The 22,428-nt window shown below is 64.2% G+C and carries 20 protein-coding genes; 18 read left to right on the top strand and 2 right to left on the bottom strand.

The genetic code is table 11. The features are described 5' to 3' along the window. Positions 1-100: 100 nt before the first annotated feature. The 8 genes from hpnC to GYH29_RS14465 all read left to right on the top strand — a co-directional run bounded on the left by hpnC (position 101) and on the right by GYH29_RS14465 (position 6,799). Positions 101-913 carry a squalene synthase HpnC gene (hpnC, locus tag GYH29_RS14500; RefSeq protein WP_161524009.1) on the top strand — a complete coding sequence of 271 codons (813 nt, stop codon included), beginning with the start codon at positions 101-103 and terminating at the stop codon, positions 911-913. 221 nt (positions 914-1,134) lie between these two features. Next, positions 1,135-1,980 carry a presqualene diphosphate synthase HpnD gene (gene hpnD, locus GYH29_RS14495; protein WP_107732423.1) on the top strand — a complete coding sequence of 282 codons (846 nt, stop codon included), beginning with the start codon at positions 1,135-1,137 and terminating at the stop codon, positions 1,978-1,980. A gap of 4 nt (positions 1,981-1,984) precedes the next feature. Further along, entirely contained in the window at positions 1,985-3,256 is a 1,272-nt protein-coding gene (gene hpnE, locus GYH29_RS14490) for a hydroxysqualene dehydroxylase HpnE (RefSeq protein WP_232060402.1), read from the top strand. A gap of 59 nt (positions 3,257-3,315) precedes the next feature. After that, a complete protein-coding gene (locus GYH29_RS14485) occupies positions 3,316-4,071 on the top strand; it encodes an SDR family oxidoreductase (protein ID WP_043590022.1) in 756 nt (251 codons plus the stop codon). Positions 4,072-4,087: 16 nt separating this feature from the next. Then, positions 4,088-4,651 carry a hypothetical protein gene (locus tag GYH29_RS14480; RefSeq protein ID WP_039756482.1) on the top strand — a complete coding sequence of 188 codons (564 nt, stop codon included), beginning with the start codon at positions 4,088-4,090 and terminating at the stop codon, positions 4,649-4,651. Positions 4,652-4,678: 27 nt separating this feature from the next. Beyond that, entirely contained in the window at positions 4,679-6,040 is a 1,362-nt protein-coding gene (gene radA / locus GYH29_RS14475) for a DNA repair protein RadA (protein WP_019104010.1), read from the top strand. Between the two features lie 22 nt (positions 6,041-6,062). Further along, a complete protein-coding gene (locus GYH29_RS14470; RefSeq protein WP_161524008.1) occupies positions 6,063-6,623 on the top strand; it encodes a sigma-70 family RNA polymerase sigma factor in 561 nt (186 codons plus the stop codon). Then, complete coding sequence (locus GYH29_RS14465) at positions 6,620-6,799, top strand: zf-HC2 domain-containing protein (protein WP_019104008.1); 180 nt, start codon at positions 6,620-6,622, stop codon at positions 6,797-6,799. The genes GYH29_RS14470 and GYH29_RS14465 overlap by 4 nt, the downstream gene beginning before the upstream one ends. A gap of 119 nt (positions 6,800-6,918) precedes the next feature. Here GYH29_RS14465 and GYH29_RS14460 read toward each other — a convergent pair whose 3' ends face one another. After that, positions 6,919-7,278 (bottom strand): DUF2325 domain-containing protein, encoded by a 360-nt coding sequence (locus tag GYH29_RS14460; protein WP_019104007.1) that lies wholly within the window; start codon positions 7,276-7,278, stop codon positions 6,919-6,921. A gap of 703 nt (positions 7,279-7,981) precedes the next feature. On the opposite strand from GYH29_RS14460, the gene GYH29_RS14455 reads away from it, so the two are divergent. From GYH29_RS14455 to GYH29_RS14425, 7 genes are all read left to right on the top strand, one after another. Next, positions 7,982-10,522, top strand: coding sequence for a TonB-dependent receptor plug domain-containing protein (locus GYH29_RS14455; RefSeq protein WP_019100425.1), 2,541 nt, complete (start codon positions 7,982-7,984; stop codon positions 10,520-10,522). Positions 10,523-10,953: 431 nt separating this feature from the next. Further along, the gene (locus GYH29_RS14450; RefSeq protein ID WP_043631835.1) at positions 10,954-11,610 is read left to right on the top strand and encodes an energy transducer TonB; all 657 of its coding nucleotides are present in this window, start codon (positions 10,954-10,956) and stop codon (positions 11,608-11,610) included. A gap of 49 nt (positions 11,611-11,659) precedes the next feature. Continuing rightward, complete coding sequence (locus GYH29_RS14445) at positions 11,660-12,391, top strand: MotA/TolQ/ExbB proton channel family protein (RefSeq protein WP_043594717.1); 732 nt, start codon at positions 11,660-11,662, stop codon at positions 12,389-12,391. A gap of 10 nt (positions 12,392-12,401) precedes the next feature. Then, on the top strand, positions 12,402-12,845 hold the full coding sequence (locus GYH29_RS14440; protein ID WP_043631007.1) for an ExbD/TolR family protein: 444 nt from the start codon (positions 12,402-12,404) through the stop codon (positions 12,843-12,845). Between the two features lie 13 nt (positions 12,846-12,858). Further along, a complete protein-coding gene (locus GYH29_RS14435; protein WP_043592074.1) occupies positions 12,859-13,278 on the top strand; it encodes an ExbD/TolR family protein in 420 nt (139 codons plus the stop codon). A 309-nt stretch (positions 13,279-13,587) separates the two neighbouring features. Next, positions 13,588-14,703 carry an efflux RND transporter periplasmic adaptor subunit gene (locus GYH29_RS14430; protein WP_043594675.1) on the top strand — a complete coding sequence of 372 codons (1,116 nt, stop codon included), beginning with the start codon at positions 13,588-13,590 and terminating at the stop codon, positions 14,701-14,703. Between the two features lie 15 nt (positions 14,704-14,718). Then, complete coding sequence (locus tag GYH29_RS14425) at positions 14,719-17,832, top strand: efflux RND transporter permease subunit (RefSeq protein ID WP_043594677.1); 3,114 nt, start codon at positions 14,719-14,721, stop codon at positions 17,830-17,832. A 52-nt stretch (positions 17,833-17,884) separates the two neighbouring features. Here the strand turns inward: GYH29_RS14425 and GYH29_RS14420 are convergent, their stop codons facing one another. Continuing rightward, positions 17,885-18,250, bottom strand: coding sequence for a hypothetical protein (locus GYH29_RS14420; protein WP_019103708.1), 366 nt, complete (start codon positions 18,248-18,250; stop codon positions 17,885-17,887). A gap of 367 nt (positions 18,251-18,617) precedes the next feature. Between GYH29_RS14420 and GYH29_RS14415 the strand changes: the two genes are divergently transcribed. Genes GYH29_RS14415 through GYH29_RS14405 form a run of 3 tightly spaced genes read left to right on the top strand, consistent with a single transcriptional unit; the run spans position 18,618 to position 22,425 of the window. Next, positions 18,618-20,390 (top strand): ABC transporter substrate-binding protein, encoded by a 1,773-nt coding sequence (locus GYH29_RS14415; protein WP_161524007.1) that lies wholly within the window; start codon positions 18,618-18,620, stop codon positions 20,388-20,390. 21 nt (positions 20,391-20,411) lie between these two features. After that, positions 20,412-21,350, top strand: coding sequence for an ABC transporter permease (locus tag GYH29_RS14410; protein ID WP_081576011.1), 939 nt, complete (start codon positions 20,412-20,414; stop codon positions 21,348-21,350). A gap of 13 nt (positions 21,351-21,363) precedes the next feature. Further along, positions 21,364-22,425: an ABC transporter permease gene (locus GYH29_RS14405; RefSeq protein ID WP_161524006.1), complete on the top strand. Its 1,062-nt coding sequence runs from the start codon at positions 21,364-21,366 to the stop codon at positions 22,423-22,425. Positions 22,426-22,428: the final 3 nt, after the last annotated feature.

Genomic DNA, 22,428 nt, shown 5'->3' with positions numbered 1-22,428 from the left:
TGGATAATTTTCCGGCGGCGGCGCGGCCGCCGGCATAGGAGGGGCCGGGGCGCTCGGTTATAATCCCGGATTCGCCAGCCATACAACAGGAAGCAAGCCAATGTCGGTTGGGCATTACGAGAATTTCCCGGTGGGCTCCATTCTACTGCCGCGCAGGATGCGCCGCGCCGCGCATGCGATCTACCATTTCGCGCGCTACGCCGACGATGTGGCGGACGAGGGCGACGACGCACCCGAGCTGAGGCTGGCCGAACTGGACCGCCTGGGCGCGGAGCTGGAGCGCATCGGCGCCGGGCACACGCCGGACACCGCCATGATGCGCAATCTGGCGGCGGCCATCGCCGAGCACGGTCTGGACTTGCAGCCGTTTCACGACCTGTTGGCGGCTTTCCGTCAGGATGTGGAAAAAACCCGCTACCGCGATTACGCGGAACTGGCGGATTACTGCCGCCGTTCCGCCAATCCGGTGGGCCGGCTGATGCTGGCCCTCTACGGCGAGAACGACAGGCGCTCGCAGGCGATGTCGGACGGCATCTGCACCGCGCTGCAACTGATCAATTTTCTACAGGATGTAGAGCTGGACTGGCGCAAGGGCCGGGTTTATCTGCCGCAGGAGGATTTGCAGCGCTTCCGGGTGACCGAGGCGCAGATCGCCGCGCGCGACGCCGGCGGCCTGTGGCAGCCGATGATGCGCGCCCAGATAGAACGCGCGCGCAAGATGTTGCAGGCCGGCGCGCCGCTGGGCAAAGTGCTGAAGGGCAGGATGGGGCTGGAACTGAGGCTGATCATTCTGGGCGGCGAGCGCATCCTGAAAAAACTGCACGACTCCGGCGGCGACGTATTCCGCAGCCGCCCGGTGCTGAACTGGCGCGACTGGCTCTATATGTTGTGGCGCGCGGCGCGCGCCAAATAAGAACCTGTTTACGATCTACTACGCGTCGTGGAGCGTTACACGGTGAGTACGGCTTCAAAATGCTCATGTACCGTGTGTACACTCCGCTTTTTCAGCCGCAACGCCTTGTTTCGCCCTTGCTCGCGAGATCGTAAACACATTCGTAAGAACCGCGGCGCGGTGACGATGAATATTATGAGAACGGCGGCCCTCCGCGGCCGCCGCTTGAACAGGAGTGGCGCGTGACGCCTGATCAGTATTGCGAAGACAAGGCAGCCGCCAGCGGCTCCAGCTTCTATTACAGCTTCCGTTTCTTGCCGGAGCCGCGCCGCCGCGCGATTACCGCGCTGTACGCCTTCTGCCGAGAGGTGGACGACGTGGTGGACGAATGCCACGACCCCAACGTGGCTAGCGCCAAGCTGGCCTGGTGGCGCGGCGAGGTCGCCAAGCTCTACCAGGGCGCGCCGGAACACCCGGTGATGCAGGCGCTGCAGCCGCACGCTCGGGCCTTCGGCCTGCCGCAGAGCGAGCTGGAGGAAATCATAGATGGCATGGCGATGGACCTGAGCATGGTGCGCTATCAACGCTTCCAGGACCTGTTGCTGTACTGCCATCGCGTGGCCGGCGTGGTGGGGCAACTGGCGGCGCGCATCTTCGGCTACAGCGACGAGAAGACGCTGGAGTACGCGCACGAGCTGGGCATCGCTTTCCAACTGACCAACATCATCCGCGACGTGGGCGAGGACGCGCGCCGAGACCGCATCTATCTGCCGATGGAGGAGCTGCAGCGTTTCAACTGCCCGGCGATGGACATCTTGCATTACGAGGAAAGCGCGGCGTTCAAGGCCTTGATGGAGTTCCAGATAGAGCGCGCGCAGCAGTATTACCGACAGGCCTGGGACATGCTGCCCGCCGCGGACCGCAAGGCGCAGCGCCCCGGCTTGCTGATGGCGGCGATCTATCGCGCCACCTTGGAGGAAATCAAGCTGGACGGTCCGGCCAAGGTGCTCAATCAGCGGCTGTCGCTGACGCCCATCCGCAAACTGTGGCTGGCATGGAAAACCTGGACTTTCGGCTACCGGGCGTGAGCCGATGATGAGCAAGCCGCGCGTTGCCGTGATCGGCGCCGGCTGGGCCGGGCTTGCCGCCGCGGTGGAGCTGGCCGGCCGGGCGGAGCTGACCGTGTTCGAAGCCGGGCGCGAGCCGGGAGGCCGCGCGCGCCGCATCGGCGTGCGTGGCAGCCGGCTGGACAATGGCCAGCACATTCTGATTGGCGCGTACCGGGAATGCCTGCGGCTGATGGCCGCGGTGGGCGTGGACGAGAGCCGGGCCTTGCTGCGCCTGCCGATGAACTGGCGACGCCAGGGCGGCATCAGCCTGAGCTGTCCGCGTCTGCCGGCGCCCTGGCACCTGGCGGCGGGCCTGCTGACGGCGCGCGGCATAAGCTGGCGCGACAAGGCGAGGCTGGCGCTGGCCTTGCAGCGTTTGAAAGGACAGGGCTGGCGGGTGGCGCCGGATTGCGCGGTGGCGCAATGGCTGACGCAGCAAGGGCAGTCCGAAACGCTGATCCGAGAATTCTGGCGGCCGCTGGTGCTGTCCGGCCTCAACACGCCGCCGGAACAGGCGTCGATGCGGGTGCTGGCCGCGGTGCTGCGCGACAGCCTGGGCGCGGACCGCGCCGCCAGCGATCTTTTGCTGCCCAGAGTGGATTTGTCCGCCTTGTTCCCTGAGCCCGCCTGGCGGTGGCTGGCCGAGCGCGGCGCGGATCTGCGCGCCGGCCGGCGCGTGCGCGGCGTGGCGGCGGATTCAACGGGGGTGAGCGTGGACGGCGAGCGTTTCGACGCCGCCGTGCTGGCGGTGGCGCCGTATCACGCGGCGGAACTGACGGCGGATCCAACGCTGCGCCAGTTGACCAATGCTTATCGTTATTGGCCCATCTACACCGTCTATCTGCAGTTTGAGGGCGCGGTCCGCTTGCCGGCGCCGATGTGCGCCTGCAGCGGCGGCGTCGGCGACTGGCTGTTCGACCGCGGCGCGCTGATGGGCGAAACCGGCTGGGTGGCCGCGGTGATGAGCGCGCCGGAGCATCTGGACGCGCTTTCGCAAGAGGAACTGGCTGCTCTGGTGGAGGCCGATGTGCGCCGGCTTGATCCGCGCGCCGGCCGGCGGCTTGATTTCCGGGTGCTGGCGGAGCGGCGGGCCACTTTTGCCAGTTTGGTCGATATGAGGCGACCGGCGCAGCCAAGCCCGGTACAATCGCTTTATTTGGCGGGAGATTGGACGCATGCTGATTATCCTGCCACTTTGGAGGGGGCCGTCCGAAGCGGCGTCGCAGCCGCCCGCGCGGTGATTGGAAGACTGTGAGCCATCCGGCGGCCGCAGAGGCGCGCCGCCGATGGCCCTGATTACAAGATAGCGAAAAAATGACGACAGATATCGCCTCTAACGCATTCAAGGACCGCGTGGTGCTGGTCACCGGCGCCACCCAGGGCATAGGCCGCGAGGCCGCGCTCACTTTGGCGCGGCACGGCGCCACCGTGGTGTTGCTGGCTCGCAGCGTCAAAGGCCTGGAGAAGGTCTACGATGAAATAGCGGCCGCCGGAGGGCCGGACCCGGCGGCGGTGCCGCTGGACCTGCTGAAAGCGGCGGAGGGCGATTTCAACAATCTGGCGATGATGATCAAGCGCGAGTTGGGCCGTCTGGACGGCATCTTGCATTGCGCTTCCCATTTTTACGCGCTGTCGCCGCTGTCCAATCAGACGGTGGAAGAGTGGATGGACCAGTACCGGATCAATACCGTGGCGCCGTTCGCGCTGACCCGCGCTTGTCTGCCGCTGTTGAAGGAGTCGCCGGACGCGGCGGTGCTGTTCGTGGGCGAAACCCACGCGCTGCACCCTGCGCCGTACTGGGGCGGTTTCGGCGCGTCCAAGGCCGGCCTCAACTATCTGACTCAGGTGGCGGCCAACGAATGGGATGTTTACCCGCAGTTGCGCGTCAACCAACTGATTCCGGGGCCGGTGAATTCGCCTCAGCGCAACCGCACCCATCCGGGCGAGGACAAGTCCGAACGCGGCAATCTGTCCGAACTGATGCCGCATTTGCTGTACTGGCTGGGGCCCGCCAGCCAGGGCCGAAGCGGCGAGATCGTGGAACTGGATTTGCGCGCCCGGCGCGCTTGAGGGGAAGGGGCGAGGCATGAGCATAGGGCGATGGCTATGGTTGCCGCTGCTGCTGGCGTTGACCGGCTGCAACTGGGTGGGCAACGTCACCGGCTTGACCAAGGACGCCAATAAGGCGATAGGCGCTGCCTGCCGTCAGACCGGCCGTTCGCTGGAAGAGTGCTATTTGCGCAATCCCGAAGCCGACAAGGCGGCGATCTACGCCGGCTGGCGCGAGATGAACGAGTACATGGCCAAGAACAAGCTGGACACCATGGAACCGCCCAAGGAAGCGTCCACCCCCGCCGGCATGCCGGCGCCCACCGCCAGCAGCCACGGCGCCGCGTCCGCGCCGGTGGAGAAATCCAGCGCCAATATCTCGCCCTCCGGCCCCAGGCCGCTGAGCAACGAAGAGGCCGAACGCGCCGCGCGCACCGATCCGCAAGTGGAAGCGGTGCTGGCGGCCATTCGCAACAAGCCCGCCGGCGAAGGCGGGGAAAAATCCAAGGCGGCCTCCGGCGGGGAGCCGGAGCAGAAACGCCTGCTCAACATCATCAATGAACTCAATAAGAACAGCCCTGCGCCTGGTTCGCACGGCTGAGCCCGTCCACTTCTTTCCGTTGTCCTGATGGCAAAAATCAAAACCGTTTTCAGTTGTGCCGAGTGCGGCGGTCAAACGCCCAAATGGCAGGGCCAGTGCCCGCATTGCAACGCCTGGAACACCTTGACCGAGGCGGTGCAGGCCGCGCCGGTGGCCAACGCCCGTTTCCAGTCCTGGAGCGACAGCGCCACTCAAGTGCAGAAGCTGTCCGATGTGCAAACCGAGGAAGTGCCGCGGGACCCGTCCGGCATCGACGAACTGGACCGGGTGCTGGGCGGCGGCGTGGTGCGGGGCGCGGTGATTTTGATCGGTGGCGATCCCGGCATCGGCAAATCCACGCTATTGCTGCAGGCGCTGTCCGAGATTGGCGCGCGCCGCAAGGTGCTCTACGTGTCCGGAGAGGAATCGCCGCAGCAGATCGCGCTGCGCGCGACCCGGCTGGCGGTGGCCACCGAGCGCGTTAACCTGCTGGCGGAAATCCGGCTGGAAACCATCCTGGAAACACTGAAGCGCGAGCGGCCGGAAGTGGCGGTGATCGACTCCATCCAGACCCTGTATACCGACCAAGTGACGTCGGCGCCGGGTTCGGTGTCCCAGGTGCGCGAATGCGCGGCGCAACTGACGCGGATGGCCAAGCAGACCGGCATCACCATTTTGCTGGTGGGACACGTCACCAAGGAAGGTTCGCTGGCCGGCCCGCGCGTGCTGGAGCATATGGTGGACACCGTGCTGTATTTCGAGGGCGATTCCCACTCCAATTACCGGATGATACGCGCGATCAAAAACCGTTTCGGCGCGGTCAACGAGTTGGGCGTGTTCGTGATGACGGACCGCGGCCTCAAGGGCGTGTCCAACCCCTCCGCTATCTTTCTGTCTTCCTACCGGGACGACGTGGCCGGCTCCTGCGTGCTGGTCACCCAGGAGGGCAGCCGCCCGCTGCTGGTGGAGATCCAGGCGCTGGTGGACGATTGTCACGGCTTCCAGCCCAAGCGCCTGACCGTGGGTCTGGAACAGAACCGCCTGGCCATGCTGCTGGCCGTGCTGCACCGCCACGGCGGCGTCGCCTGCTTCGACCAGGATGTGTTCCTCAACGCGGTGGGCGGGGTCAAGATCAACGAGCCGGCGGCCGACTTGGCTATCATCCTGGCCATGGTGTCCTCCTTGCGCAACCGGGCGTTGCCGGAAAAGCTGGTGGTGTTCGGCGAAGTGGGCCTGGCGGGCGAGGTGCGCCCGGTGGCGCGCGGCCAGGAGCGCTTGAAGGAAGCGGCCAAGCTCGGATTCACCCGCGCCATCGTGCCGCAGGCCAACCGCCCGCGCCAGCCGATTGAGGGGTTGCACGTGATTGCGGTGGAGCGGCTGGATCAGGCGGTGGAGTTCTGCCGCGAGTGAGCGGCAAGAAAGCGAATGGCGAATGATAGAAGACCGAGACATAGAAGCGGAACGGCCCTACCTGTTCCGCTACGCGCTGGCGCAACTGCGCGAAAAAGACGCCGCGGACGAGGCGGTGCAGGAAACGCTGCTGGCGGCGCTGGAATCCAGGGCCTCCTTCAGCGGCAAATCCACGCTGCGCACTTGGTTGACCTCCATCCTGCGTTTCAAACTGATTGACGCCTTGCGCCGCAAGGGCAAGGAAAAACTGTTCGAATCGCTGGACGACGAGGCTGACGATAGCGATTTTGACGGTCTGTTCAGCCGCGACGGCCACTGGCGCGAGCCGGTCAAGGCCTGGAGCGGGCCGGAGCAATCCCTGGTCTCGCGCCAGTTCTGGGAGGTGTTCGAACAGTGCTCGGAAGTGATGCCGCGCCGCACCGCGATGGTGTTCGTGATGCGCGAGGTGATGGGCATGGAGATTGCGGAGATCTGTAAGAATCTGGAGATCACCGCGACCAACTGTTCCGTATTGCTGTATCGCGCCCGCATGAGCTTGCGGGAGTGTTTTTCGATCCGCTGGAGCCGGGAGGCTAGCGTATGAAGTTGAGTTGTCGTCAGGCCAGCCGTTTGATCTCGGCCTCTCAGGACCGTCCCTTGAGTCAGTGGGAATACGTGCGTCTGCGCGTGCACCTGTTCATGTGCGGCAATTGCCGCAATTTCTCGCAGCAGCTCAAGCAGTTGAGCGAGGCCGCGCGCAGGGCGGGGCGCGGCGAGTAGTCGTTTATTTGAAGTACAGCGACCAACCGGCCTTCTGGCCGGTTTTTTCTTTCCCGCGGCGCGGGATAAAAAGAAGCCGGCGAAAGCCGGCTTTTAATTTCAAGGGTGGTAAGAAAAACTCAGCGCTTGCGCTTGCCGCCGCCGCTCTTGGCCGCCGCGCATTGATGCGGGCAGGCGGCGCATTGGCTGTCGTTGAGGCCGGCTCCGGTGAGCGATTGCTTGAGCGCACAGACCGATCGGCGGCAGGCGATGAAGCGGATCTGGTTTTCCGAGGCCAGCTCGCGGAAATGGCGCATCACGTTGTGCCCGAGAAAATCGGTGAACAGGATCAAGAGGTCGGTGCCGGCCGGCAGGCGGTCCACCTTGCGTTGGTGCGAGCTGTTGCGGCCGCTGACGTGACGATGAATGTTGATGCCGAAATCGCGCAGCACATCCGGAATATTGCCGAGGGTATCGGCTCCCACAAGCATGGCATTCATTGGACATCCCTCCTGGGTGAATTTTTAGAAATGATAATCGTTATCATTTAGCTGGTCAATCACAAACTTTGAAAATGGCAATCAGGACAGGGGTGGACTGTGGCGGATCGGCTGCCGCGTTTAAGCCGCGCCGCTTGCTCTGGCAGGGCGGCGGAAGGATTTGCATGAGCCTGGCTCATGCGGGGGCCGGGGCGCGGTAGCTTGTCGAACTCGGCATTTTTGCGCTCAACCCGACGGGTGGGCCGGGTTTAGATAGCGACATCCAAATAACTCATGGCTGGTGCAAGGTTTTTACATGTAACAGGTATTGAAAACAAAGAATAAGAAGTATTTACACTGCGGTGGTTTTAACGAAATTGCAAAAAAGCAACATGACTATGGGATTTACGCATGCTTTTTTTTTGTGGTTACTGCTCTAAATATGCATTTAGTCTTGACTGGCGATTGATTCCGATTTCCGGTTAGACGCTTGTTTAATAATGGTTTTGAGTCGTTAAGAAGTATTGCTTCAAACATAGTGCCTACTCGCTCTGAAGATGGCGGGAGGTTGCCGCGGAAAAGTTTATTGACGCTGGTCATGATTAATTCGCACACTCGGATCGCCTTCGGTTCAGATCAAAAAATGAGCACGACGATGCTCTCGATAGAGCCATAAACCCGACGAGGTCAGTGGCCAAATGAACTTACAAGGGATTGGAGAATCATGAATTGTCGCAAGAAGAAAATCGCGCTGGCGCTCGCCATGCTCGGTGTCGGCGCCGCGTCTCTGGCTTACGCCGACGACAACAGCGCCACCCTGGACCGGGTGGAAGTCACCGGCTCCAACATCAAGCGCTCCATCAAGCAGGAGCAGGCCGCCCCCGTCACCATCATCCGAACCGAAGACCTGAGCAAGCAAGGCCTCAACACCGTTGAGCAGGTGGTCAACAGCCTGGCGGCCAATCAGTCTACCCAGGGCGCCAGCGCCGCGGTGGGCGACAGCAACGGCGGCGCGTCCTACGCCAATCTGCGCGGGCTGGGCAGCCAGTACACGCTGATCTTGCTGGATGGCCGCAGACTGGCCAATCAGCCTATGGACGGCTACGCCGTCGACCTCAACGCGATTCCGCTCAGCGCGGTGGAGCGGGTGGAGGTGCTGCGCGACGGCGCCTCGGCGATTTACGGCACGGACGCCATCGGCGGCGTGATCAACTTCATCACCAAGAAGAGCCTGACCGGTTTCAGCATCGGCGGCGACCTGCTGGACCCGAAGCACGGCGGCGGTCACGAGAAGTCGGTCAACGGCTCTTTCGGCATCGGCGATCTGAACAAGGACGGCTACAACTTCTACGTGGCGGCCAACTACCACAAGGCCAACCCCGTATTCGCGGTGGACCGCTCGTTCGCCATTCCCAAGAAACCCCGTCTCAGCACCTACGCCTATCCGGTGAATATCCAGAAGCCGGACGGCACCATGGTGAACATCGGCTATCCGGCGTGCAGCCCGCCGTACTCTGTGTCTTCCGGCGGCATGTGCAAGGAGAACTACGCGCTGTTCGCCGGCATCCAGCCGGAAATCGAGCAGGCCTCCGCCGTCGCCAAGGGCGCGCTGCGCATTGGCGACAACCACGAGCTGTCCCTGCAGTACCTGATCTCCCGCAACAAGAACACCTCGTCCATCCAGCCCGGCCCCACCCAGTTGACGGTGGGCGACGTGACCTATCCCAACGGCGACGTGCTGTATGGCCGCTCCATCCCGCTGGGCAACCGCGTCAACGAGGGCGACGGCACCGCCCAGCGCTTGATGCTGAACCTGGAAGGTCTGGTGGCCGGCTGGGATTACAAGGCAGGTCTGGGTTGGTCCGAGTCCTACGCCAAGAACGTGGTGGTGGGCGGCTATCTGAGCAATAGCAAACTGCAGTCCGGCATCACCAGCGGCAGCTTCGATCCCACCGACACTTCCGTCGCTGGTCAGGCCGCCTGGAAGAACGTCGCGGTCACCGGCACCGCCGACACCGCCAAGGCCACGGTGTATTCCGCCGACCTCAAGGTCAGCAAGGAAGTGTTGCAGCTGCCGGCCGGCATGATGGCGGTGGCCTTCGGCGTGGAGGCGCGCAAGGAGAAGCTGAGCCACGACTACAACTATGAGGTGTCGCAGGACGCGGTGGGCCTGGGCCTGGACGCCGCCAAGTCCGCGGCCGGCCAGCGCAACGTCAACGCCTTGTTCGCCGAAGCCGACATTCCGGTGGTGAAGAACCTGGAAGCGCAACTGGCGGTGCGTTACGACCGCTACAGTGACTTCGGCAGTTCGGTGAACCCCAAGGTGGCCTTGCGTTACCAGCCCATGCCGCAGCTGATGCTCCGCAGTTCGGCCAGCACCGGCTTCCGCGCGCCGTCGCTGTACGATGTGAACCAGCCCAATCAGGTGGTCAACTCCGCGCAAGGCTATTACGACCCGACCTACTGCCCCAACGGCGTGGCCCAGCCCGGCGCCGGCCCCAAGGCCTGCGACGGCACCTTGCAGCGCAATCTGATGACGGGCGGCAACAAGGGTTTGAGTCCGGAAAAATCGTCCTCCCTGTCTTTCGGCATCGTGATCGAGCCGGTGAAGAACCTGACCGCCAGCGCCGACTTCTGGTGGACCATGATCCACGACACCATAGGCACGGTGGACGAGGCGGTACTGCTGGATCCGGCCAACGCCGCCAAGTACGCCGGCCTGATGAGCCGCGACGCCAAGAACGACTTGAACTACATCTCGTCGCAGACCCTGAACCTGGGCACCACCAGCGCTTCCGGCATCGATCTCAAAGTGTCGTGGGCTTCGCCGCGCACCGCGGTGGGCAGCTTCAACATCGGTCTGGACGGTACTTATATGACCAAGTACCAGTACCAGGTAGAGAAGGGCGGGGCTTATCACAACAGCCTGGGCGTCTTCGTCGACACCGCGCCCACCTTCCGCTGGCAGCACAACCTGAACCTGGGCTGGGCTCAAGGGGCCTGGAGCGCCTTGTTGGCTCAGGACTACAAATCGGGCTACACCGACCAGGACCCGTCGCACAGCGTGCGGCCGTACTCCACCTGGAACTTGTCCGGCAGCTATGTCTGGGACAAGAAGCTCACGCTGACCGTGGGCGCGCGCAATCTGTTCGACCAGGAGCCGCCGGTCAGCAATCAGCAGAAGACCTTCCAGCAGGGCTACGACCCGCGCTTCACCGACCCGGTGGGCCGAGCCTATTTCGCCAAGTTCAACTACAAGATGTGATGCGCCGATGTCGTACGAACCTGTTCAAAGCCCTGCGGCCGAACGCGGCGCAAGACGCGCGCGCCGCGTGAGGTCCAAGGGGCTGCGAACGGGATTCAACGCGGTTTCCGGCGGGCGTCAAGCCCGCCGGCGCCGCGGCAGCAAGGGCCCGCTCAAGGCCCGCGCGGTGTGGCCGAACCTGGTTTCGGCGGCCGGAGCGGAGCGGGGCGGGCTTGAGGAGTCGTAGCGAAGAGTAGCGGCACGCAGTTTGTGCCATGTGGCAACAGTGGCAACCAGTCCGTGATCCACGCCCAGACCGTTCACAAGACGGCGCGGGTCCAAGAGCCTGTTCAAAACCTCGCAAGCGGCGAAAGCCGCGGAGAAGGCCGGATGCGTCGCAGACGGTGAACAGGTTACAAGATGCGGATGTTGTTGAATAACGGGTACCAAACATGACGAGCATCACAGCCAGAGGAATCGGCGGTCCCCCGCCCAAGCGCCGCATCGCGGGCTTGGTCGGCGTGGTCGTTTTCCATGCACTGTTGATCTACGCGCTGGTGTCGGGCCTGGCCCAGGGCGTGGTCAAAGTGATCCAGCAAAAAGTGGAAGTGGCGGTCATCAGCGAACCGCCGCCGCCTCCGCCGCCCCCTCCGCCCAAGATCGAGAAAGTGGTGCAGCCCACCGCCGCGCCCAAGCCGCAGGCCTATGTGCCGCCGGTGGTCAATCCGCCGCCGGTCACCTCCACGGCCAACGCCATCCAGTCCACCACCTCGGACCCGGCGCCGCAGCCCGCGCCCACCCCCGCCCCGGCGGTGGAAGCGCCCAAGGGCCCGGTGTCGGCCAAGGCCAACTGCAGCCAGCTGCAAGCGCCGGAGTACCCGAGCAAGGCGCAGCAGGACGAGATCCAGGGCGTGGTGCGCGTGGCCTTCCAGGTGGGCGACAACGGCCGCTTCAGCCACATCGCCAATATTTCGTTCGACGGCGGCATTCCGCCGCGCTACCGCAGCGGCTTCCAGTCGGCGATCAGCGCCGCGCTGCAAGGCTACAGCTGCAAACCCAACAGCCTGTTGAGCCAGGAATTCGGCTTCAAACTCGATTCCGGCGAATGAGCGCGAGCGCGCCGCGACCGGAACAAGCAATCTTTAGGAGAACCAGAACATGAGCAAAATCACCCGCATCGCCTTCACCGCCGTGGCTCTGCTGAGCAGCCTGAACGCCCTGGCCGCCGAAACCGCCCACGTGACCAGCAACCCGTACGGCATCGACGCCCTATGGGCGCAAGGCGACATCGTCGCGCGCGGCACCCTGATCATTCTGCTGATCATGTCCGCGGCCACCTGGTACGTGGGCATCGTCAAACTGCTGGAACAGCGCCGCCTGCTCAAGCAAGGCCGCGAACTGCTGGCGTCGCACGGCGCGGAACTGCAAAAGCGCGCCAGCGAACTGGCCGACGAAGGCATGTTCAGCGCGGTGGCGGCAGCCGGCATTGAAGCGGCGGCCGAGCACAAGGGCGAACTGGCCGGGCGCGTGGACCTCAACACCTGGGTGTCGATGGCCATCTCCGACGCGGTGGATTCCGCCAGTCACCATATGCAAAACGGCCTGTCGGTAGTGGCCACCGTCGGCTCCACCGCGCCGTTTGTCGGCCTGTTCGGCACGGTATGGGGCATCTACCACGCGCTGACGGCGATCGGCATGTCGGGTCAGGCGTCGATCGACAAAGTGGCGGGCCCGGTGGGCGAAGCGTTGATCATGACCGCGATCGGCCTGGGCGTGGCGGTGCCGGCGGTGCTGGGATACAACTGGCTGGTGCGTCGCAACAAGCTGGTGCTGGACATGGTGCGAGTGGTGGCCGGCCGCCTGCACGCCAGCCTGCTGAACGCGCGCTGAGGCGGCGACGATGAAGGGGCGCAACGCAAGATTCGGCCAAGGCCACGGCAAGGGCGACGAAGACGCGGTGATGTCCGCGATCAACACCACGCCGCTGGTGGACGTGATGCTGGTGCTGCTGATCATCTTCCTGATCACGGTGCCGGTGGTGACGCAGACGGTGAAGATGGCCTTGCCGAAGGAAAGCAACATCCCGACGCAGACCAAGCCGGAGAACATCGTGCTGGGGGTGGACACCGGCAACACCATCTACTGGAACACCACGCCGGTGAAGACGCAGGAAGAACTGCTGGCGCGGCTGGTGAAGGAGGCGAAGAAGGACCCGCAACCGGAAGTGCACATTCGGGGCGACCTGGGGGCGAAGTACAGCCCGATAGGCCGGATCGTGCTGGCGGTGCAGCAGGCGGGGATCGTGAAGATCGCTTTTATTACCGAACCGCCGCCGCGGAACTAGAAGGGGCAGGAAGATGGGAATGAACGTAGGCTCGTCCGACGACGACCTGATGGTGGAAATGAACACCACGCCGCTGATCGACGTGATGCTGGTGCTGCTGATCATGCTGATCATCACGATTCCGATCCAGACGCACGCGGTGAAGCTGGACATGCCGGTGAGCAGTCCGGCGAAGCCGATGGAGAAGCCGGTGGTGGTGCAGATAGACATTGGGCCGGACAACGGGATCTTGTGGAACGGAGAGCGCTTGGCGAACCGGGAGGCCTTGGAGAAGAAGCTGACGGAAGCGGCGGCGCGGGCGCCGCAGCCGGAGTTTCATATCAAGCCGAACAAGGACGCTGGGTATGAGCCGGTGGCGATGGTGCTGGCGGAGTCGCAGCGTCTGGGGGTGACCAAGCTGGGCATCGTGGGATCCGAGCAGTTTGTGCAATGACATATGTCTAATGGATAGTGTTGTGGCATGATAACGGGCGGCCGCAGTCAGGCCGCCCAAATGCTTGACTGCGGCTTGTCGGCCTACGCTTCACAACAATAAGACAATACGACCACACAATGGCATATCCCGCGGTGACGCCTGTGGGATGATGCCAAGCGGCCCTGGTCCGGCCGCGCCGGCGCAAGGGGGAGTCTTGCGTCGTTTCATCGTCCTGGATGCGCGGCCGCCGAGCCTGACGCGGCGGCCGATCACGCGTGTCCGAGCTCCGCGTCGCGGGCGGCTCAACCATAGAAAAGAACAACACAGATGAACACACGATTTGTCATAGTCCCGCTCTTGTCGTTGGCGCTGGCGGCTTGCGGCGCCAAACCGTCCGAGCCGCCCAAGGAGGGTGCCGCCGGCAAGGCCGCGGCCTCCGCGCCGGTGGCGCGGGCGTTGTCCACCGCCGACGTGATGGCGGCCAAGCCGCGCGTGCTGGCGGCGACGATAGCCTTCACCGGATCGCTGAACGCCTTGACCAGCGGCACCGTGGCCGCCGAGGTGGAGGCCAGGGTCAAGGAAGTGCGCGTGCGCGAGGGCGAGGCGGTCAAGCGCGGCCAGGTGCTGGCGGTGCTGGACGCCGAAGTGCTGTCACAATCGGTGGCGGAGCAGAACGCCCAGGTGGCCAATACCGAGGCGCGGCTGCGCCTGGCCAAGGTCAAGCTGGAAAAGCAGCGCGAGCTGCTGCACAAGGGCTTCATCTCGCAGATCGCCTATGACGAATTCGACAGCGACTACCGCGTGAAGGAGGGCGAGGCCAAGGCTCAGGCCACCCAACTGGCGCGGGCGCGCCGGCTGCTGGCGGACACCCAGATTCGCGCGCCGATAGACGGCGTGGTGTACGAGCGCAAGATCAATCCGGGCGAAGTGGCGGGCAAGAACGCGGTGCTGTTCGCCATCGCGGATCTATCGGTGCTGGAAATCGCCGCCACCGTGCCGGCGCGGCTGATCTCGCAGATTCAGCCCGGCATGCAGGCCGGTTTCAGCGTGGACGGCCTGGCCGAGCCTCAGCGAGGCGAAGTGGTGCGCATCAACCCGGTGGCGGTGGCTGGCACCCGCAGCTTCACCCTGTACATCCGCGTGAAAAACCCGGAACACAAGCTGAAGGCCGGGCAGTTCGCCAAGGGCGGCATTGTGCTGCGCCAGGTCAGCGACCAGATCGTGCTGCCGCTGCCGGCCATCCACGATCCGGACGGCCAACCCTGGGTGCTGGTGGCGCGCCAGGGCAGGCTGGAGAGGCGGCCGGTGGAGCTGTTGCTGCGCTCCGAGGCGGACAGGCTGGCGGCGGTGGCCGGCGTCAAGCCGGGCGAGCACGTGATCGCCGTGGACCTGGTGGGGGTGAAGGCCGGCGATCCGGTCTCCCTGCCCGGCGGCAAACTCTAAGCGGAGGGGCGCAGCATGTGGCTGACCCGAATCAGTGTCCGCAATCCCTATTTCGCCGCCGTGCTGATGATGACGCTGGTGGTGCTGGGCTTGTTTTCCTGGCAGCGGCTGGCGGTGGAGGAAATGCCGGACATCCGCTTCCCCATCGCCCTGGTGTCCACCGACTATCCCGGCGCCTCGCCGGAGGTGGTGGAAAGCGAAATCTCCAAACCGGTGGAAGAGGCGGTCAACACCATCAACGGCATCAAGGAAATCCGTTCTTACTCGATGGAAGGCAACTCCACCGTGGTGGTGGAGTTCGAGCTGTCGGTGGACCCGGTGTCGGCGGTGCAGAACGTGCGGGACAAGATAGGCGCCATTCAGGGCCAGTTCCGGCGCGAGATCTCCGCGCCCACCGTGTCCCAGGTGGACCCCAACGACAACCCCATGCTGACCCTGGTGCTGACCTCGGACCAGACCCGGCCGCGCGAACTGACCACCTGGGTGGACAAGGTGCTGAAGAAGCGGCTGCAGATGGTGGCCGGCGTCGGCGACGTCAAGCTGATCGGCGGCGTGCGCCGCGAGATCCGCGTCGACGTGGACCCGGTGCGGCTGGAAGCCTCCGGCCTGTCCTTGCAGGACGTGGCCGACGCGTTGCGCGCAGCCAATCAGGACTTCCCCGCCGGCTCGGTGTCGGCGGTCAGCAAGGAGTGGGCGATTCGCGTCGCCGGCAAGTTGAAATCGGCCGAGGACTTCTCGCAGCTGGCGGTGGGCTACCGCAACGGCGCGCCCATCCGGCTTGAGGACATCGCCACCGTGGCCGACACCGAGGCCGAGCAGTCCAGCATCTCGCTGATAGACGGCCGGCCCGGCGTGTCGCTGGACCTGCGCGCCGCGCGTGGCGCCAATGTGGTGGAGGTGGCCGAGGGCGTCAAGGCCAGGGTGGAGGAACTGAAGAGCCAGATGCCGGCCGGGGTCAAGGTGCGCTACACCTACGATACCGCCGAGGACGTGAAAAAATCGCTGCACAATGTGGAGTCCACGCTGCTGGAAGGCGCCGGCCTGACCGTGCTGATCGTCTTCCTGTTCCTGGGCAGCTGGCGCAGCACGGTGATCACCGGCCTGACTCTGCCGGTGTCGCTGATCGGCACCCTGTTCGCCATCCAGATGTTCGGCTTCACCCTGAACATGCTGACCCTGCTGGCCTTGTCGCTGTCCATCGGCCTGTTGATCGACGACGCCATCGTGGTGCGCGAAAACATCGTCCGCCACGCCGGCCTGGGCAAGAGCCACTACCAGGCGGCGCTGGACGGCACCAATGAAATCGGCCTGGCGGTGCTGGCCACCACGCTGACTGTGGTGGCGGTGTTCCTGCCGGTGGGCTTCATGGGCGGCATCATCGGCAAGTTCTTCCACCAGTTCGGCCTGACCGTGGCGGTGGCGGTGCTGATATCGATGCTGGTCAGCTTCACGCTGGACCCGATGCTGTCCTCCATCTGGCACGACCCGCACCACCACGGCGACAAGCACCGCGGTCCGCTGGGGCGAATGCTGGACGCCTTCGAAAGCTCGCTGGACCGGCTGGCGGAGCGCTACGTCGGCGTGATCCGCTGGGCGCTGGGCCACCGCAAGACCGTGCTGGGCACGGCCTTGCTGCTGACCGTCGCCAGCTTCGCGCTGGTGCCCGGCATCGGCGGCGAGTTCATTCCGGAGCGAGACAGCGGTAAATTCACCATCAGCTACCAGACCGCGCCCGGCTCGGCCTTGGAATACACCGCCACCAAGGGCCATGAACTGGCGGCGGCGGTGAAGGGCATTCCCGAAATCAAATCGATCTCGATGAATGTGGGCGAAGGCAACTTTGGCGCCGGCAAGAACGACGGCTCGGTGACGGTGGACATCGGCGACAAGAACAGCCGCCAGCGCACGCTGGGCCAGGTGATAGCCGACGCGCGCGCGCGAGTGCTGCCGGTGGCCGGCGTCACCATCAAATCGGTGGCCAACGAGCAGCAGCAGGGCAAGCCGGTCAAAGTGGGCTTGCGCGGCAGCGATCTGCGCGAACTGACGGCGGTGTCCGAAGACCTGATGCGCCGGCTGGGCAAGATCCACGGCGTGCGCGATATTGAATCCAACCTCAGCGAAGGCGATCCGGCGCTGAACCTGGTGCTCAAGCGCGACGCCGCCACCAGCTTGGGCGTGGACCTGGCCCGCGTGGGCAAGACCTTGTCCATCCTGCTGGCCGGCAACGCGGTCACCACCTGGGAAGCGCCGGACGGCGAAAACTACGACGTCAAGCTGCGGGTGCCCAAGTCCGAGCGCCGCCAGGAACTGTTGGACGCGCTGACCGTGGCCGGGCGGCCGGACGCCAACGGCGCGGCCAATATGATTCCGCTGTCTTCCTTGATAGAAACCCGGCAGGGCATCAGCCCGCGCCAGATCAAGCGCGTCAACATGATGCGAGAGATCACCATCCTGGCCAATATCGAAGGCCGCGACGCCGGCACCGTCTCCGCCGAGGTGCATCAGCTGGTGGAAGGGCTGAAGCTGCCGCCGGGGGTGATGCTGGTGCAGGGCGGCCAGCAAAAGGATATGCAGGAATCGCTGGGCTACGCGGTGCAGGCCTTGGCCTTGGGGGTGATCTTCATCTATCTGATCCTGGCCGCGCAGTTCCGCAGCTTCACGCTGCCGGTCACCATCATGATGGCTTTGCCGCTGGCTTTCGTCGGCGTGTTCTGTTCGCTTTATGTGTTCGGCTCCACGCTGAACATGTTCTCGGTGATCGGCATCATCATGTTGATGGGCCTGGCGGCCAAGAACGGCATTCTGCTGGTGGACTTCGTCAACCAGGCGCGGCGCGAAGGGATGGAGCGCAACCAGGCCATCGTGGAGGCCGGCCGCGTGCGCTTGAGGCCCATCATGATGACCAGCCTGGCGATGATCTTCGGCATGCTGCCTTTGGCCCTGGGCACCGGCGACGGTTCGGAAAGCAACCGGCCGATGGCGCACGCCATCATCGGCGGCTTGCTGACCTCCACGGTGCTGACCCTGATTGTGGTGCCGGTGGTCTACACCTATCTGGACGGCCTGCGCAGCCGGGTGCGCCGCCTATTGGGCGGCAAGCCGGCGCACCAGCCGGCGGCCGAACATTGAAACGAAGAGAGCCTGCGTTTGCGCAGGCTCTTTCTTTTGGCGAGGACGGTGTTTAATTTTTAGGGGGCGCCACGCAATCATTGCCCTCAAAGCTCACCGACAGAATGGTGTGGGTTTTGGGGTCGGCGACGAAGTTGGTGGTACAGCGGTAATACACCGAACCGCCGCCGCTAAAGCCCCACGGGTAGTTGTAGAAGCCGCCCTGATAAGGCATTTCCTGACTGTAGGCGCTGCGGTAGGTGTAGAGCTGATTGCCGTTGGGCATGGTCAGTTGGCTGGTGGGCGCGCCCCATTGCGCCAGCATCTCGTTGACGTCGCGGCCTTGCCAGCCATAGACCTTTTGCGCGTAACCCGCCTGGGTGGCGCAACCGGTCAGCAGGCTGGCCGCCAGCAGGGTCAGCGCTAGCCTTGTTTTCATGATGCGCTCCTTGAAAAGTGGGAGGCGGGTGGATAAAACGGCCGCCTTGGGTGGTGTTTGAACGGAGACTTTTACGATGGCGTCGCCGGCGTCGCTTGTCAACAAGCAGGGCCGGCGCACCTTGTTCATGAGTGTTAAGAACCTGTTTACGATCTGCTGCGCGTCGGCGGGATGGATAGAAATGGGCGTTGAAACCGAGCTCAAAATGCTCATGTACCACGTGTACATTCCGCTTTTTCGCTCGTTTTCGCCTTGTCTCGCCTTAGCTCGCGAGATCGTAAACACGTTCTTAAGAGCCGCTAGAACGGCGACATAATAATCGGCCGGCGCAAGACGCCAGGCCGGAGCGACAACAAAGGAGAAAATCATGAGCCTGAAGCGATGCGCGCTGCTGGCGCTGATGGCGTGGGGAGGGATGTCGGCGCAGGCCGCGGACATGAACAAGGTGCTGCATGTGGCCTTCAACGCGCCGGAGACCGGTTTCGACCCGTCCAAAACCTCGGACATCTATTCCGGCGCCATCATCGAACACATCTTCGACCCGCTGCTGACCTTCGACTACCTGGCGCGGCCGGTCAAGGTGGTGCCCAATGTGGCTACCGCCATGCCCACGGTCAGCGCCGACGCCAAAACCTATACCTTCACCCTGAAAAAAGGCGTGTACTTCGCGCCGGATCCGGCCTTCAAGGGCAAGAAGCGCGAACTGACGGCGGAAGACTACGTGTACGCCTTCAAGCGCCTGATTGATCCGGCGGTGGCCTCGCCGATGAGCGATCTGGTGGCCGGCAAATTCGTCGGCCTGGACGCCTGGGCCAAGCCCGCCGGCGGCAAGATCAACTACGACGCGCCGGTGGCCGGCGTGCGCGCGCTGGATCGCTACACCCTGCAACTGAAGCTGACCCAGCCGTATCCGGCGTTGAAATACATCCTGGCCGCGCCCTTCGTCCAAGGCCAGGCGCGCGAGGCGGTGGAAGCCTACGGCAGCAACACCAACGCCCACCCGGTGGGCACCGGCCCCTATATGCTGGCCAAATGGCAGCCCGGCACTCATATCTCGCTGGTGGCCAACCCCAATTTCCGCAAGCAGACCTTCAACTACCAGCCGGGCGGCGACCCGGAAGACCAGCGCGTCGCCCGCGAGATGAACGGCAAGAGCTATCCGCAGATCGGCCGCATCGAAGTGTCGGTGATCCAGGAGGAACAGCCCACCTGGCTGGCGTTCAAGAGCGCGGAGCTGGACCTGGTCGGCATCCCCCAACCCTTGATCCGGCAACTGCTGCGCATGGACCCGAGCAACCCGTGGCGGGCCGAACTGAAGCCGGACCTCCAACGCCAGGGCGTCCGCTTGCTGCGCAGCCTGGACGAGGAAATCACCTTCTACGCCTTCGGCATGAAAGACCCGGTGGTGGGCGGCTACGGCAAGGACAAGATCGCGCTGCGCCGCGCCATCACCATGGCCTTCAATACCGATGAAACCATACGCGACATCCGCCGCAACCAGGCGGTCAAGGTCCAGTACGTGGTGCCGCCCAATGTGGCCGGCCACAACCCGGATTTCCGCGGCGCCTTCCCCTACAACCCGGCGCTGGCCAACGCCTTGCTGGACCGCTTCGGCTACAAGAAGGGCGCGGACGGCTATCGTCGCCAGCCGAACGGCGGGCCGCTGGTGGTGGACTTCCTGACCGGCCCCACCGCCATAGACAAGCAATGGAACGAGTACTGGCAAAAGGCCTTTGATCTGATCAAGGTGCGCGTGGACTTCCGCGTGATGCAGTGGAACGAACAGATCAAGGCGCAGCGCGAGTGCAAGTTCGGCATGAACGGGGCGGCCTGGAGCGCGGACTTCCCGGACGGCGAAAACTTCGTTCAGCTGCTGTACGGCCCCAATACCGGCGGCGTCAACTACGCCTGCTACCAGTCCGCGCGCTACGACCGGCTGTACGAGCAGTCTCGCAATCTGGAAGACGGGCCGGAGCGCAACCGGCTGTACGACGCGATGAATAAGATCGTGATGGCGGACACCCCCTGGGCTTTCAGCGACATCCGTTTCCGCAACACGCTGATCCAGCCCTGGGTGCGCGGCGCCAAGCTGCATCCCAACTACAACTACATCTGGCGTTTCCTGGACGTGCAGAAGTAAGCGGCAGGCGAGGAGAACAATATGTCCGCTTTTATCATCCGTCGCATCCTGCAGATGATCCCAACCCTGTTTGGCGTCATGCTGCTGGTTTTCACCCTGTTCACCCTGGTGGGCGGCGATCCGTCGCTGGTGCTGGCCGGCAAGCACCTGACGCCGGACGTGCTGGCCAATATCCGCGCCCAGCTGGGCCTGGATCAGAGCTTGCCGCAGCAGTTCTGGATCTTCGTCAAACAGGTGCTGACGCTGGACTTCGGCACCTCCTGGTCCACCCAGCAGCCGGTGGCCGACATCATAGGCAGCCGCGTCGGCCCCTCGCTGACGCTGACCGGCGCCATGCTGGTGGTGGACCTGCTGATCGCCATCCCGCTGGCGGCGCTGGTCGCCTATTTCCGCGGCGGCCTGACCGACCACATCGTCACCATCGCCTGCACCGTGGCCATGTCGGTCAGCGCGCTGGTCTACATCATCGCCGGCCAGTATTTCCTGGCCTTCAAAATGGGCTGGTTCCCGGTGCGCGGCTGGGGGGATTCCTTCTGGGTCAACCTCTTCGTCTACGTGCCGCTGCCGCTGCTGATGGGCCTGATGGTGTCGCTGGGGCCGGACATCCGTTTCTACCGCAGCTTCTTCGTCGAGGAAATCGGCCAGGACTACGTGCGCACCGCGCGCGCCAAGGGTCTGTCCGAACGCGCGGTGATGCTCAAGCATGTGCTGCGCAACGCGCTGATCCCGGTGGTGACCAGCGTGATGATGTCGCTGCCTTATATGTTGATCGGCGCGCTGGTGCTGGAAAGCTTCTTCGGCATTCCCGGCATGGGCAATGAAGTGGTGATGGCGGTGAACAAGAGCGATTTCCCGGTGATCAAGGCCATCACCATCTATATCGCCATCGCCACCATGGTGTTCAATCTGCTGGGCGATCTGGTCTACAAGCTGATCGACCCGCGCGTGCAGCTCAAGTGAGAGAGGGCTGGAGATGACGACATTGCACAATACCGCCGGCGCAGCGCCGGCCGCCCCCTCGCGCGGCTTGTGGGCGCTGGGCTGGCAAAGGCTGAAACGCAAGAAAGTGGGCTTTGTGTCGCTGTGGATCGTGGCTGCCTACCTGCTGCTGGCCGTCGGCGGCTGGTTCAATCTGGTGGGCGGCGGCTGGACCGACGAAATCGCTGTGCCTTACGCGCCGCCCAGCTGGGTGCAGGCCTCCGCCGACGACGTGCTGCCGCCGGAGCCGGCCAAGCCCGCCCAGGCGTCCGCCGCCATCGTCACCATGACGCCGGAAGAAGACCCGATAGGCCAGGAGCTGCAACAGGCGCGGCAGCATGTGGGCGAATACGCGCAGGCCGCGCCGGCCAAGCGCGCCACGCTGCCCTTCGGCGCCGATCTGCGCGGCCGCGACGTGATAGAGAAAACGCTGAAAGGCACGTCCACCTCCATCTTCGTCGGCGTGTTCGGCGCGGTGGCGGCCTTGCTGGTGGGCTGCGCGCTGGGCGCGGCGGCAGGCTACTTCGGCGGCCGGGTGGATGACGCGCTGGGCTGGTTCTACAGCGTGTTCACCTCGGTGCCGGACATGCTGCTGTTGCTATCCTTCGCCGCCGTCTCAGGCCGCGGCATCACCACCATCGTCGCGGTGATGGCGCTGACCAGCTGGACCGGCACCTTCCGCCTGGTGCGCGCGGAATACCTGAAGCTCAAGGGCCGCGAATATGTGCAGGCGGCGGACGCCATCGGCGCCGGCAACGCCCGCAAAATGTTCGTCCACATCCTGCCCAATATCTCCCACCTGTTGCTGGTGCAGTTTTCCTTGCTCACCGTGGCGCTGATCAAGTACGAAGCCATCTTGTCCTTCCTCGGCTTCGGCGTGGGCGTGCGCCAGGTCAGCCTGGGCTCCATGCTGGCGGAAGCGCCCACCGAGCTGATCCAGGGCTATTGGTGGCAAATGCTGGCGGTTACCTTGTCCATGTCGCTGCTGGTCACCGCCTTCAGCCTGTTGGTGGATGCGCTGCGCGACGCGCTGGACCCGCGTGCGGCGGCGAAGTGAGTG

The organism is Chromobacterium haemolyticum, from assembly GCF_009936155.1.
GTDB classification, from domain to species: domain Bacteria; phylum Pseudomonadota; class Gammaproteobacteria; order Burkholderiales; family Chromobacteriaceae; genus Chromobacterium; species Chromobacterium haemolyticum.
This window is presented reverse-complemented; position numbering and strand designations above follow the sequence as displayed.